The following is a 14440-nucleotide window of genomic DNA, read 5'->3' as shown; positions in this document are numbered from 1 at the left end:
TGTGAGAGTGCCGCCTGGTCGGCACCCTTCCGCGATACAGCGACCACTCTGCAGGGCCTGCGGCAATTAACCATATAATCAAGCTTCAGTTCCGGCTATAGGCCTGAACTTCAGGGTCGACTCACGCGGCTCTGCTCCAATCCAGGGAAAATACAGAATGAAAGTCGTTTCGTTCAACGTCAATAGCGTCCGTGCCCGCCTGCACCAACTCGAAACCTTGGTGAAGGAGCATTCACCTGACATCATCGGTCTGCAGGAGACCAAAGTCACCGACGAGGACTTCCCCCTGAGTCAAATCCGGGATCTCGGCTACGAAGTCGTCTTCTTTGGGCAGAAAATCCACTATGGCGTGGCCATCCTTTCCCGCCTGCCCTTTATCAACAGCGAGTACGGCTTTCCAAAGGATGGCCCCCAGGCTCAGCGCCGGCTGCTGGTAAGCAGGTTCGATATAGGCGGCAGCACTCCGCTTACAGTGATCAACGGTTACTTCCCCCAGGGTGAAAATCGGGAACATCCGGTCAAGTTTCCCGCCAAGCGCAAATACTACGCCGATCTGGACAACTATCTTGCGCAGAACTGTGATCCCGGCGCGCCTTTACTGGTGATTGGCGATATGAATATCTCTCCCACAGACCAGGATATCGGCATAGGCGAACCCAACCGCAAACGCTGGTTGCGTGACGGCAAGTGCAGCTTCCTGCCGGAGGAAAGAGAGTGGCTGGAAAAAATTCAGGATTGGGGCCTGGTAGACACTTTCCGCGACCTACACCCGGATACCAGCGATGTTTTCAGCTGGTTCGACTATCGAAGCCGGGGCTTCGACCGCGACCCCAAACGTGGTCTGAGAATTGACCTGATTCTCGCCACCCAGTCCCTGGCGGAGGCTTGCGTTGGTGCGGGAGTCGATTACGATATCCGCGCTATGGAGCGCCCCTCGGATCACGCCCCTATCTGGGCCCAGTTCAAACTTTAACAACCTGTTGCCCCGAACAGGAATATTCGAGCTGCAAATCAAGCGTACAACAGCTTGATTTGTGACGGCGGGTTTGCAGTCCGGGATAAGAAAAGCCAGGAAAGGCTTTTCCGGCAGCCTCTCCAGGAACCTCTGGCTAATTCAATACTGCCTCAGTGGAGCCTGTTGTACCTTTTGGCACGGCGCTGTGCGAAAGTCAAGGATGGTTGCTTTTTAGCAGGCTGTTGAAATTCGAAGAATTTCGATGCCTGCTACCGGAAAATGGATGTTCCAGCAAAATCGGCGACGCCTAAGTCGTTGATTTTGGGAGAAAAGTGAAAATTACATTTTTCGCTTTTCGTGTGTCGAAAAAGGCAGGATGCCTTTTTCAACAACCTGTTAGGTGCGGAGCACCAGAGTCCTATTGCCGCCGCAGCCCCGCCGTGCAGGGCCTATCTACGTCCGGGTACTTTATTTAATCCTTTGCAGAAAAGGACTCATGGTATGTGACTCTTCCCTGGGGCAAATCGCCTTGAAGTACCAGAGCTTGAAAGTACTCTGGAGGCACACCCATAAGTACCAGGCCCTCTCTAGGCTTAAAGCCAAAGCGGTGATAATAGTTTGGCTCTCCAAGTAAAACGCAGCCCTTGGCTTTTATATTTTCTAACTGCCTAATGGCTGAATTCATAAGTTTTGAACCAATACCCCTACCCTGCCTATCGGGAAGAACTGAGATGGGACCTAATCCATACCAATTATCTGCGCCATCGGAAATGGTAACGGGAGAAATCGCCAAGTGTCCAATAATATCGCCATTCTCTTCCGCAACAATTGAAATTGATAATGCGCCTGACTCACGAAGTGCCTTGACAATAAAATGTTCTGTATGACCAGTATGAGGAGCTTCAAGAAATGCAGCAATAATGACCTGATCAATGCTTTGCACATCACCCGGTTGTTCTTCCCGGATATTAATACTCAATCGGACCTCCCCCCAAAAGTTAACAGTTTAGTAATGGAATTAATACCTGTCATGCACTTGGTTGTTTTTTGGTATACGTTTAAAAAGCTCACAAGCAATAAGCCTGACCGTTATTAAACTACAGAACAGGAGTTTATTCATGCAATATATAGGGGTGAAATATACCAGATTTTCTATATTAATCAATAGGTTAGGCAGCGTATAACTCGAGATATGGGAGCACATAAATCCGGATCAAAGGCCACTTTAACTGAATCAAAATAGCTTTGTACCGGCAAGCTGTAGTGCACTGCATCGCACCTTTATCTGGATCGGAATTAACCCCCGTGCATTCCGAATCTTTTCATATGCCGGCCAACTGCTTTAGAGCGGAACCATTCCTCCATTTCTGAGGAAATCCCAATGGCAGTATCAACAATGTTTTTTACTGCATCCCTGCCCTTGGGCGAAAAAAAGTTCAATCCAAACCATCCATCCAAAAATGGTCGACGATATAACCTGTACGCCTCCGGCAATGCCGAGGCGTCCGCCTGGTGCCTGTCCAAATGCTGCCCCCAGGGCAGCTCAACCCCCTCCTTGGGGACTATGCCGAAGTTAATGACAAACCTTGCCGCACCATACTTGTCAAATTGGACTTCGATAATCTCTATATCCCCATTCCTGTCTTTTTTCAGGCGGCCGAGAGGGAAAGCCGTTTCGAGCTCCGCCCCTTTTTCATCAGACCCAAGAGAAACCAGCCCGAAGCCCTTCTTCAACCAGGGTTCCAACAAACGACCAGCCAATTCTTCTATCAGCAGTTTCCGAAGATCTCCGGGGTCAGTCTTCAATACTCAAGCCTTCCTTAAATTCATTATTAGCCGGGCTATAAAATAGAAGGCCTATAGAAACAACTCAAAATTCTCAATATTTAACTCTCCGCCTTTATTAAACAGCCAGTCTATTTTTCTCAATTGTATTTTCTTCTGCCCCACAGGCCATTCCATTTTTCTTTTATATTCAATAGTACCAATACGCCCCCGGTGAAAAAAAACCTCTATTGTTAAACTATTTTTGGGGCAGATATCTCCCGAAACTTTAGCCTTATACGCAAGAAAATAATCCTTTTTATTATCTAACAATATATTATCCCAAGACTTAAAATAGGTATCTCTTGCTTCAAAAAGAGTAACTATTCTACCATCTGGACTACGCTGAATTAAGTCCAACCTGTTTAGCTGTTGTAGAAAACAGTCTTTATTAGCCCCTTCCATAGAAGCAAGCATATTTTTTAAGACCACCACTTCCAAGTCATAAAGATAGGTTTCCCCCCCATGTACCAGCTCATACCAAATACTTCTCAAAAAATCCCTAATCATTAGTTTGAACACTCGCAATCACTGGAACCTAAACTACTACCAGCCGCATTTCCAACAGCACCGCCAGCAACTGCACCTTTGTAGACATTTGGTATACGATCCAACTGCTGAACCGGTCTGGACCATTTTCCACCCCAATTTAGATGTTCGCCCTTTACATTGCCATATGCATAAGGATCATGCTTGTAATGTCTTTTCTTGGATACATAGTTGCCATTAAATTTATTCCCAGGTTTCAAGAATTTTTTCCCCGTTTTACCACTAAATCCAGGCCAATTTTTTGCCCTGCTTGGAACCCAATGACTAAATTGCTTGCCTTTCCCCGCTGCTCCAGCCAGCTTAGCACCCAACCCTGCGCCTACGGCACCCAAAGCAGCGGAGGCCGCCACCTGCCCCAAATTTATACAGCGAAAGTTACCACCATTTTGTGCAAGCTGTAATCCTATATCTAATAGAGCCCCGATACCTGCACCCACCAGGAAGTTGGCAAATTCACCAGTGGGATCAATAAGCATTAGTGGACGGTTATACACATAGCTGTAAGTATTTGGCCCGTCGTCCAGTCCAACCGGGTCACTGGTAACATAGATGCCCAAGCTTGGGTCATAGTATCTCGCAACATTATACGACAGACCACTCTCAGTATCCTGATATTGCCCTGCAAAGCGCAGATTATTGTTAATTAGAGAAATTGTTTCTTCGATCTCACCAAAAGTAATATAGTTGCCTTGCCAGACAATATTGCCAGTAGCATCAATAATCTCATGGGCAGTTCCCAGGTGATCTCTCAAATAATGATAAATTTGCCCTGCCTCAAAAAAACCCAGGGGAGTCATATCCCCTAAAATATAACGTCTTTGCACACCATTAGTGCTTTCACCAATTAAATTAACGTCTTCCCAGTAAAACTGAGTATTAGTATTTGTAAGATTATCTGCTTTCAACCACCGCCGTTTCAGCGGACCATAAGAATAACTGTAGTCTTTTACTGGCGCGGTGGATGTACTATCAGGATAATTTTGATAACGAACGAGCTGATCCGAACTATTATAGGTATAGCGCTCTACTTCACCGGTAACCTTATTATTCTTCTCCGTTCGATTGCCGTTGACGTCATAGCTATAAGTAAATTCATCATCTTCTAGAATACGATTAGCCACATCAAATTGTGCATTATTATTTTTTCGATTACCTAGCATATCATAGCTAAATTCTTCAGGTGTGGTGGGTGACTGGACATCTGTCACACGGCTGACGTCATCGTAACTATAATTTCTTGTTTCACCCGCAATACCCTGCCACTGACTAATGCGGCTAGCTTGATCATATTGATATTGATAATTGCGCTGATTCACTCCATGGCTAATATCGGTTATTTGGTTAGCAACATCATATTGAATCCTAGTATCATTAGCTCCACTGCGCCCCAGTACTGTTAGTTGCTCAAACGCGTCATACGTATATTGGTAAGTGGAGCCGCTCACATCCAGTTGAGTCATTAAACCTCTCTGATCAAATTGATGTGTCTGAGTTATTCCTAAACTGGTTAACTGAGTTACCTCATCTTCTGTATTGTATTGGTAAGTTGTAGCTTGCCCATTGACAGTTTGGCTGATCTTGCGACCGAAACCATCGTAAGCCATCGTGACGGTACCTGTATTATTACTGATACTCGTTAACTCATCTCTAAGATTGTAGCTATAAGTATAGATATCCTCACTACCAATAGTACGTCTCGTAATTCTCTTGGCAGCATCATACGTCAAACTAATAATCACATCATCAGGGCGCTTGATCTGTGATATTAAATTATCACTACGATACTGATAATTATGCGTTGTACCGTCGTAAAAAGTACTCTGGTTCATTCGCCCAAAATTATCATAACTATATTCTACGGCTTGGCCGTTCGGCGCCACAATTTGCGTAATTCGGCCTGCCGCATCGTAGGAATACGTAGTAGTGTTACCATTACCATCCGTAGAAGAAGTCATACGATCCAATATATCGTATTGGTAGTGCATTACTTCGTTCTCAGGATTAGTTATTTGCACGATATTATTTAAAGAATCGTATTCAAACCTGGTTTCGCGATTCAGTGCATCTGTTTGCGATAAACGCATTCCCTGCGCATTGTAAGTCAAGCTCGTTTGATTTCCTAAGGCGTTCGTATTTGTCAGCAAATCACCTTGGGCTGTCCATGTCATCGACGTCACTGCATTAGTGGGGTCGGTAATACTTAAAGGATTCCCATTCGTATCATAATTGATAGTAGTGGCTCGCCCGGTTCTTGAAATAATCGATATGGGCCAGGGCTTTTCATTATCATAGGTATTAGTTACGACTCCTCGTGTATCAGACTGTGTCAGTAAGTTGCTATACTGATCATAGGTATAATTGTATTCCGTTCCCAACGGGTCAACCATTCTTGTTAATAAACTGTCACTATCACGATCATAAATCCAGGTACGGTTTAGGGGAGCTGCCACTTGGATAGTTTGCCCGGACTCATTATAGGTAAATATCCAGCGACTATTTCTACTGTCTGTTTTAGTTACGCGGCGGTTGCTACTATCATACTGATAACTGAACGTATCCTCATGTTCTTTATGGGAAGCGACCCGCTCTCCGCTATAAGTGATTTGTGTTTCAACCACTCCGGTTTCATCTGTCACCCGCGTCAATTGACTATAAACCTGACCATCGCCAGTGGCCTGGTAGGGTTGATAGGTGTATTGACGAACTCCACCCAACGGGTCAGTAACCGAGATCAGATCAGCGTTCGCATCATAACCGTAATGCCATACTCTACCCGTATGGTCACGAATCATGGAAACCAGGCCATTCGTATTATATTCGTACGTAAGTGAACGGCCATTGGTATCAGCTTTTTGAGTTAAACGTCCTTCAATATCGTAAGTGTAATTAACCGAATTGCCATTTCGATCGACATCCGACTGTAATTGACCTGACTCACTGTAAATAGCATAACTCCCATCACGGCGTTCCAGGCGGCCTGTTTTGTTCGCCTGCAGGCTCACCACGTCAAATAAACCTGGGGCCGAAAAAGTGCCATCGGCTTGCTCCGAATAAACATAGCGCTTGCCATTGGGTAGACGACGAATAAATTCTCTTACCTGTGTGGTAAGGTTGCTCGTTTCATCCACTTCGTAGCGCACAGTATAAATTAGTCCCCTATCACAACTCATACTCCAGCCATTGCCCAATAAACCCACACGAGGGTCATGGGAATTATAGGTGCGACTCACCGATAAAGCCGGACGGCCTTTGAGCACTATATCTGTTTCACTCCAAATCAGTTGCCCCGTAGCCAAATAAACTGGAGAACCCGTACTATTGCCATTGCAGGGATCATTTTCACACTCTGGTCCTTCACAAGGACCGGGATCTACGGGGTCATTGGGATCGGTGGTATCGTGACCCTGATCCCAGGGAAAATGGAAAGCGGACGCTGGTGAGATCGAAAACAGTCCGGCAATAGCAAGCACAGCCACCAGGAAACTGATCAAAGCCGGGTTGTTCTCTCGCTTTGCTCCAATACATTTGAACGACATGATCAATCTCCTTTTTTATTGACTGGCCAACGCCTGAATGCGAGCGGATACCTGTTCGAGTTCACGGGCAATACGCGCATATTCGGCCTGAAGCCCGGGATTCCCGTCCAGCCAGTGATTAATTGCCTGGCGGTTGCGGGTAGCCCAGGCAACGGCCTGGGCGGAGGTGGTGCCAAAATCCGCATAAATGGCTTCCACGGACTGTCGGGTTTTACTGTCCTGGGCCAGTTGCTCTGGCCGGTCAGCCCTGCTCTGAAGCAGATTCAGGCGCTGGCGGACACCGTCCAGGGTGGCTTGTCGCGCCAGCAGATCCATGGCTATATAATGCTCGACAGTGATCTCCTGAGCCTTGGAAACAGTGGGGAAAACCGCACAAACCAGCAGCAGAAATACCGGCGCAACTATGGGTCGTATGAGTTTTGACATCGGCGATTCTCCTTAATAAAAGACGCGTTGCAGAGCGAAAACGGTGAGGGATTCGTAACCTGTCTCATCGATGCCGGATACCCCGAGGCGATAGGTGCCAGGGGCTACAAAGTCGCCGTTATTGTCACGGCCGTCCCAGGTGAGAAGGTTGTTGCCGGCGCTCAAACCCGGATAGCTGAATTCCGCTACCGTAGCACCGCTCTCGGTATCGTTGATCACAAGCCGGGCACTGCCGGCGCGGCTCAAGTCCACCTGAATCTCACTGAAGTTGCTGGAGATATCACCGCCCGCTTGTGTGGGTTGATAGATAGAGGGAGAGGCACTGACGCTCCTTACATGCACGCCGCTACGTACGTAAATGGCATTGTTCGGCAATGTGTAGGCGAAGATACCAAAGAGGAAGCGGTCGCCGGGAGGCGCCTCAATCAACTGGCCGTCCGCATTGTCTCCATTCCAGACTATTTGATGCGAGCCGCGCCCCAATGGCTGCCGCTGCAGGAAAGTCACCAGGCGCGTATTGACATTAAACAGGCCCATAAAAGCAGTGACTTCGGAAGCGCGATTCAGGGTGAAGGTAATATCCAGTGGATCGCCAGCCAGCGGAGAGAAGCTGGAGGGGATACGGCTTCGGGGTGGATTGCTCTGAATCCCGCCACTGGTCAGCGCCAGATCCAGGCGCTGTACGATGCCGTCGACACGGTACAGTAGAATCACCCGGTATTCCCCTTCAGTCACCGTCTGCCCGGCATCGTCGCTGCCGTCCCAGCTGTCCTGATAATTGCCCGCCGCGCGCTCCGCAAAGGGCACCAGGGTGCGTACCTGCTGGCCATTGCGATCCTCAATCACCAGGCTGACCTCGGTATCACCGCCAAGCTCAGTGCCAATAGTGACGGTTTCCCCGATCAGGGGATCGATGGTATCGATACTCACATTCAGGGACAGATCCGGCTCCACGAAGATTCTGGCCGCATCCTCCGCCTGCAATCCCCCGGTATCCGCTACCCGCACACGCGGATAGAAGGTGCCGGGTGCACTGTAAACAAAGTTCAATGAGCCAGTGGTAGTGGTTTGATCAACGGTGCCGTCGCCATCCAGGTCCCATTCGTACTGAGTGATTCCACCACCATCCGGATCGCTGGCCGTGGCGGTAAAGTTGACATTCAGGGGCGGCCTGCCAGTAGCTGGAGAAACTACCAATGTCACCGTGGGGCTGCCCGTAGGCAGAGCATTCACCTCCAACGTCGGTATGGTCAAAGTGGTGGCAGCACTGAGATTATCGGTGACCCGCAGGCGCGCCTGGAAAAAGCCCTCTGTGGTATAGGTATGAGACACACTCCCCGTAGTCGTAGTGGTGTCGAAGGTGCCATCACCCTCGAAGTCCCATTCGAACTGGGCAATACCATCACTGTCGGTGGCGGTGGCGGAGAAAGTGACAAACAGTGGAATCTGCCCATTGGAAGGCGTCAGGTTGACAGTTACCACCGGAGCCTGGTTGCCGACCGCAATTAATACACTTCCCGTGGCCTGCTCCCCCAATCTGTCGGTCACCCGCAGGGTGGCATCGTAGTTGCCCGGCGTCCTGTAAGTAAAACTCTGGTTGCGACCTACGGTTTCACTGCGCTCGAAGACGCCGTCACCCTCGAAATCCCACTGATAACGCACAATTGCGTTATCGGTGGTGGCGTTGGGGGTAAAGACCACTGACAGAGGCGCCACACCACTGGTCGGTTTCGCGCTGGGCAAGGCAGCTAAAACGTCTTCCAATATGCCAATATAGTGGCTGCCGTCCTGATTGGTGACCACACTGTCCCCCAGCCCCTGTGCGGTGACTTGGGCCAGGTTTTGATACTGTCCTTCGATGGCAGTGCCGGAAAGCTCACAGGTATGGGACTGGCCAACCGTCAAAATGGGAATTTCACAGACACTGGTCTCCGGCGCTCCGGCGGGCTGTACCTGCTGGTCCGTGACCACAACGTTGGATAAATCAACGTCTCCCCTGTTGGTAATCACAAAGGACCAGTTTACGGGGTCTCCGACATTGATTTCGGGTCCCGGCGGGCTATCTGCGTCCAGGCCCTGGGTCGCTTTTTCAAGCTCGACGGCAGGATTGCCCAAAGTGCCCAAATAATGACTGCTGTCTCTGTCTTTTGCCCAGTGCCACCAGCGGTTACCGTAAGCCACCGCTATGCCTGTGTTGCGGTACTGGCCCTGTTTGGCGACACCCTCCAGGGTACAGGTCTGGCTTTGACCCCGCTTCAGCTTTTCAATGGTGCATACCCGGGTGACGTTGCCAAACCAGCTCTGCGATCCCGGTGCCCGATCAAAGACATGCACCCGCCGCAGTGTGGCTTTGCCGGTATTGGTGACTGTATAGGTCCAGGTAACGGGAGAGCCAAGCAGGATTTCCGGCCCCGGTGGCGCATCCGCGTCCTCGCCATTGGTGGTCGTTTCGATAGAGACGTCGAACGCCGGGCTCCACCAGGCCCCATAGGCGGAAAGCGGGAGCAGCAGTATCAACACCGAGGGAGCAACAAACCAACGCCTGAATTGTGCCGGTTTCAGTGCCGAGAATAAATTACCCATGATATTTCCCCTCATCAATCCGACCCCCGTCCTTTTCAAATTGATTGATTTTTTTCAGCCTGAAGAAATCTCTAACCTGTCTTGAAGTGATTACCCAGCCTGTAAATCTGGCGTTTCAATAGTCAAATTCATACACTGGAAGGCCGCCCATGAAAATCCGTGCAATTACACCGAATCGCTTGCCCCTCAAGGGCTTTCGGCCGGCGGCGGCACATCCTTGTATCGCAACAGCCGGTCAACCCATTGAGTTGCCCGGTTAATAATTCCTCTATTTAGCTCATAGCAGGTTGTTGAAAAAGGCATCCTGCCTGTTTCAAAACACGAAAAGCGAAAAATGTGATTTTCACTTTTCTCCCAAAATCAACGACTTAGGCGTCGTCGATTTTGCCGGAACATCCATATTCCGGTACCAGGCTGTCGAAATTCTGCGAATTTCAACAGCCTGATAGGTCCCGGTGCGCCTCTCCGCCTGGTTTCTGAAAGCCCCGGTAGCCTGACAGCTTATTTAGAGGCGCGGAGGTAGGTGCAGCCGCCTGGAAATAACATCGGGTAAGCAGGGTGCAGAGAGAGGAAAGTATTGCTGCAAGGTGGACATAATCCGGGCGCGAAGCTGTCGCCGGCAAAGAGACAGAGGCGATTAAGAGAGAAGCGAAGCATCGCATTCACTGGACCCTGTGTGGATTGTTATTTTTCCAGCAAACCTGACGCCGAACAGGTAAAAATATTCGCCAGGATTTCAGGCAACAACATCATTCCCAGGTATTTTCAGGCTCCGGCCAAAAATAATATCCGGATCACTGCAGCAGCCATTTCTAAATTATTCCACTACTAGAAATTATATGGCGGCCTAACAGCCATACACTAGCACCCATCCTACATCTATGTATCTCACAATTTACGGTTTTGACCCTACTACACAAGTATTTCAATTAAAATACCGTTATTGCAGTAAAGGCGCTAAATCACACCTATTCGGCAATAGTTTTTCCAACCGATATGTGTAACTTGTCTCCAAGGGGGATTTCAGTAAAATTCGTGTAGCTTATGACAAGTTATTTATAGGCCATAAAGGCTCTTTATCGCGCACCCCAAAGCGAAAATTTTGGCAATACTTTCTGAACTAGCTGCACCTCAGATCAATTGGGGAAGAAAATAACGACAACGCAGCGATAATAGTTGAGGTCTATTCCTAAGGAAAAATCAGGTTTTTATGCAGCAGCCCCGCGCAGAAATCCGAATAGGATTCTTCAAACCAATCCAGAGCCGGTATTACACTGCAATCGCAATTAGCCTGACATGCTCAGTAAGCAGGATTGCAGGAGTTTAGCTTAGCGAGGTCGATACTTGACCGGGTTGCCGGAAGTTCAATTGGGGAACGTCACAATTCCCAGACGTGAAAAGGATCAGGAGCAAAGCCGGGAATTCTCTGATTAAGAAGTAGGCAAAAGATTGGGATATTATCACCCTGGGCGCACTCGAGCCGGACCGCAACTGGACCTACTTCTACCATACTCCAGCCAACAGCACAGCCTGAAGTGCGAATACCGCCGAGAACTTACGCAAACACTTGTAACTTGCTCAACTGGCAGCAGCATAGGGTGAAAATGACAATCCTGATCAGCCGACAGCTATGTGCGCAAAAGCATGGAGCTGATCAAGCTTGAAAAACGAATAGCGCATAAAAAAACTACTGCTAGGCTTCATCCGTAAAATTTGCCGCAAGGTGTGATCCATCGCAAAAGGGTTTGTTCTTCGAAGCACCACAACGGCAAAGGGAATATTTTTTCTCGCACGCACCCTCACACCAATCCGCATTTACCAGTGCCAGGTTACGAATACGATAGGGTCCATTTGCCTCTACTTGAATTGAAATCCCGGGTGGTATCTCGTGGTGGATACCTTCACCATTTCTTTCGTAGCGCAAGGCGCCGGAGGGGCAAGCGCGTATAACGTCAATTATTGCAGCGACCGAACCTTTGTCTGGGTCTATCCAGGGATCACGCTCTGTATCAAATACCGCCTGGAGGCGCCGGCCGCATTCGTAGGACTTGGAACAGACCAGGCGATTGTAAAGGACTGTTATGTCTCTGCCCTTGTAGCTCAAAATTTCGTCTGTGGTTCGTTCAGGGGATTTCTTATCCGAATATCCAACGCGGGCATGGGAACCATCACAAAATGGCTTGTTATTTGATGCACCGCAGCGGCATAGAGCCATCGTGGCCCGAGTGGGTATGTCTGCACCATCGACTCCCTTCAAGTCCTCCAGGCTATGTGTGATCGCGGGGCCGTTCTTGCTTAACTCGATCGATGCAGCACTCTTCGCGGGCCCGGCGCTGGGGGATGCGATCCGACCCGTGAGACGCAAGCCATCTCGGATGTTAAGCCCCATCAATGTCAGATTCATCGCGCCGGCAATCAGTTCCAACCCCTGAACAGCAAAGAAAACACTATCAAAGGAGCCAGAGTTGGCTTTCGAGGCCAAAAAAAATGCGCATGGAACCAGAATGATCAGGCCGTTCAATGCAATAATCGGCATCCGCTTTTTCTTCGCCAAAACGCCGGGATTATTGCGGCCCCGCCCCAGGGACATTCCGGAGCCTCCGGTAATTATCATGGCCGGAATCAACACAGCCATTCCCCAGAGAATGCCATTCTTAACCGCCGTAACGGCCGCTTCGTTACCTATCAGCTCTGAAACCGCTGTCGAGGTCCAGAAGCTGGCAATCATTAAGAAACTTACAATACCGGCAATTGCGTGAACTCTGGTTTTCATCATCGTTGCCTCTCTTCGAACCACATGCGTTGCAGCAGCTGGTCCTGTTTGAATAGCTGGTGATATAGCACCGCTCCGGCATGGAGAACCAGCAGCGCAACTATGGCGCCGGCGCCTATTTCATGGGACCTGCGCGGTGGATAGTCGAAGAAGTCAGGCAGCGTTGTCACCAGCTCTCCACCAAAAATTATCGGGCCAGCACCCGACAAAATCATTGTTCCAATGCCACTGGCGGCCGTGCCGAGAATAAGCACGTAGAACAAAATATGGACAACTCGAGAGGCAACATGCTGCCAGCTGGGCATGGGTACGGAAGCAGGTTTATTGTCTACAAATAACCACCAGCCGAGGCGTGTCAAGGTAAGGAGCAGAATGGTGACGCCTATGGGGATATGTACGCGCAAGACGGCTGCTTTGGCGGCCGCGTCTTCCATTTCAGCCGCTCGAAAACCCGAACCAATCAGTGCAACCATAAGCAAAGCACTGAACCAATGGATAGCCACAGCAACCATACCGTACTGATCCGGTGCGCTTTTGAGTGACATCTTGCTGCTCTCTATACGCTGCGCAGTGGCTTAGGCCACGCAGTGGCCGGACACGGCCAGCTTTTTGAACAGGTGCGGCGAGGCAACCGCACTTTCGGGGTAACCGCCGATGCGCTTCTGAAATTCCGGGTTTGTGAAAGCGTTGCGGAAGCTCTCCACACTTTCCCATATTGCATAGTTAACGAAGGTCCCACTGCCGCCTATGGCTTTATGCAGCTGTGTGGAGATATAACCGGGCTGGGCGCGCATAAAATCTGCATCGTGCTTCCACGCCGCAAGCAGGGCCTCCCCATCGGCTGGATCGATGGTGAAGACGTTGATTAGCACTATGGAGCCGTCTTCGTTGGTTTGCATCTGGTCAGCCAGACTGACTTTGTCGTTGAGCTCTTCGAACCTCGCCATCATTCAAATCCTCTAACAGTTGCTGATAACACTTGTTTACTCAATACGGCCGCGAACAATTTCCAAGAGCCGAAGCGCATCCCGGATACGTCGCTCACTCAGCCCCTCGGCCAGTGTGTTGACCCAGGCGGCCTGTGCTTTGCCTATCTCGACCATGACCGCACTTCCGGTTTCGCTGATGGCGACAAGCGGCGAACGCTTGTGATCCAGATTTGCCTCCAAAGTAACCAATCCTTGGGCTTTGAGATCATTGACGATGCGCTGCACGCCCTGACGGGCGAGCCCCATCCTCCTGGCGATCTGGGCGACCGTGAGGGGCTGCCCCCATTCGTCGATAGCCCCCATTACCTGCCAGCGGGCACTGGTCATGCCCATCGGTTTGGTCAGTTTGTTGCCGGCCGCCAATAGCTCCCCATTCAACCGAAAGGTCTCAAGGATCAGGGCAGTCAAAGCCTCGCCTTCTGCTGTTCGCTTCATAGGAACTTATGCTGTCATAATGGTAATATATTGTCAATTATCTTATCTGCCCGCTTTTGAATGCCCAAGTCCACCTTGGCGACAGGCTGATAAAGCCATATTGAGTGTCTGCAAACGGGATTTCAGTGTATGCCAGGTCAAATCTGAACTTTGCAGGTTGGCATATCGAGGCGCAATGACCCACACCGGGAATTAGGTTCCAGGAACACCCTACACAATAAAGGCACACACCAGCCCAGATCGCCAATAGGGGAAAATTCTCCTACCTTATTATTAATTAAGCAGTTGTTTAGCTGGCAAGCCACCTCTTAATTCAGTCCACCCTGTGGGGTCGCCGGCATTGTGGAGTTATTACCGGCCTGTTACAGGC

At 49.6% G+C, this 14440-nt stretch carries 11 protein-coding genes; 1 reads left to right on the top strand and 10 read right to left on the bottom strand.

The window, feature by feature from the left end; all coding sequences use genetic code 11:
• Window positions 1-157: 157 nt before the first annotated feature.
• Window positions 158-973, top strand: coding sequence for an exodeoxyribonuclease III (gene xthA / locus ABVT36_RS05800; RefSeq protein ID WP_368455697.1), 816 nt, complete (start codon window positions 158-160; stop codon window positions 971-973).
• A 454-nt stretch (window positions 974-1427) separates the two neighbouring features.
• On the opposite strand, the gene ABVT36_RS05795 is transcribed toward xthA, so the two are convergent.
• The 10 genes from ABVT36_RS05795 to ABVT36_RS05750 all read right to left on the bottom strand — a co-directional run bounded on the left by ABVT36_RS05795 (window position 1428) and on the right by ABVT36_RS05750 (window position 14070).
• Complete coding sequence (locus tag ABVT36_RS05795) at window positions 1428-1934, bottom strand: GNAT family N-acetyltransferase (RefSeq protein WP_368455696.1); 507 nt, start codon at window positions 1932-1934, stop codon at window positions 1428-1430.
• Between the two features lie 317 nt (window positions 1935-2251).
• Window positions 2252-2761, bottom strand: coding sequence for a DUF4304 domain-containing protein (locus ABVT36_RS05790; protein ID WP_368455695.1), 510 nt, complete (start codon window positions 2759-2761; stop codon window positions 2252-2254).
• A gap of 51 nt (window positions 2762-2812) precedes the next feature.
• Complete coding sequence (locus tag ABVT36_RS05785; protein ID WP_368455694.1) at window positions 2813-3301, bottom strand: hypothetical protein; 489 nt, start codon at window positions 3299-3301, stop codon at window positions 2813-2815.
• Window positions 3289-6864: an RHS repeat-associated core domain-containing protein gene (locus ABVT36_RS05780; protein ID WP_368455693.1), complete on the bottom strand. Its 3576-nt coding sequence runs from the start codon at window positions 6862-6864 to the stop codon at window positions 3289-3291. The genes ABVT36_RS05785 and ABVT36_RS05780 overlap by 13 nt, the downstream gene beginning before the upstream one ends.
• Before the next feature lie 15 nt (window positions 6865-6879).
• The gene (locus tag ABVT36_RS05775; RefSeq protein WP_367151561.1) at window positions 6880-7290 is read right to left on the bottom strand and encodes a hypothetical protein; all 411 of its coding nucleotides are present in this window, start codon (window positions 7288-7290) and stop codon (window positions 6880-6882) included.
• 12 nt (window positions 7291-7302) lie between these two features.
• The gene (locus ABVT36_RS05770; protein WP_368455692.1) at window positions 7303-9873 is read right to left on the bottom strand and encodes a PKD domain-containing protein; all 2571 of its coding nucleotides are present in this window, start codon (window positions 9871-9873) and stop codon (window positions 7303-7305) included.
• Window positions 9874-11566: 1693 nt separating this feature from the next.
• Window positions 11567-12649, bottom strand: a complete 1083-nt coding sequence (locus ABVT36_RS05765; protein WP_368455691.1) for a CDGSH iron-sulfur domain-containing protein — start codon at window positions 12647-12649, stop codon at window positions 11567-11569.
• On the bottom strand, window positions 12646-13191 hold the full coding sequence (locus tag ABVT36_RS05760; RefSeq protein WP_368455690.1) for a cytochrome b: 546 nt from the start codon (window positions 13189-13191) through the stop codon (window positions 12646-12648). Before ABVT36_RS05760 ends, ABVT36_RS05765 begins: the two co-directional genes overlap by 4 nt.
• A gap of 30 nt (window positions 13192-13221) precedes the next feature.
• Window positions 13222-13596 (bottom strand): antibiotic biosynthesis monooxygenase, encoded by a 375-nt coding sequence (locus ABVT36_RS05755; protein ID WP_368455689.1) that lies wholly within the window; start codon window positions 13594-13596, stop codon window positions 13222-13224.
• Between the two features lie 33 nt (window positions 13597-13629).
• Window positions 13630-14070, bottom strand: a complete 441-nt coding sequence (locus ABVT36_RS05750; RefSeq protein WP_368455688.1) for a MarR family winged helix-turn-helix transcriptional regulator — start codon at window positions 14068-14070, stop codon at window positions 13630-13632.
• Window positions 14071-14440: the final 370 nt, after the last annotated feature.

The sequence above is a fragment of the Microbulbifer sp. TYP-18 genome (assembly GCF_040932045.1).
Lineage (GTDB): Bacteria > Pseudomonadota > Gammaproteobacteria > Pseudomonadales > Cellvibrionaceae > Microbulbifer.
The sequence above is the reverse complement of the archived record's forward strand: the minus strand, read 5'-3'. Positions and strand labels throughout refer to the sequence as shown.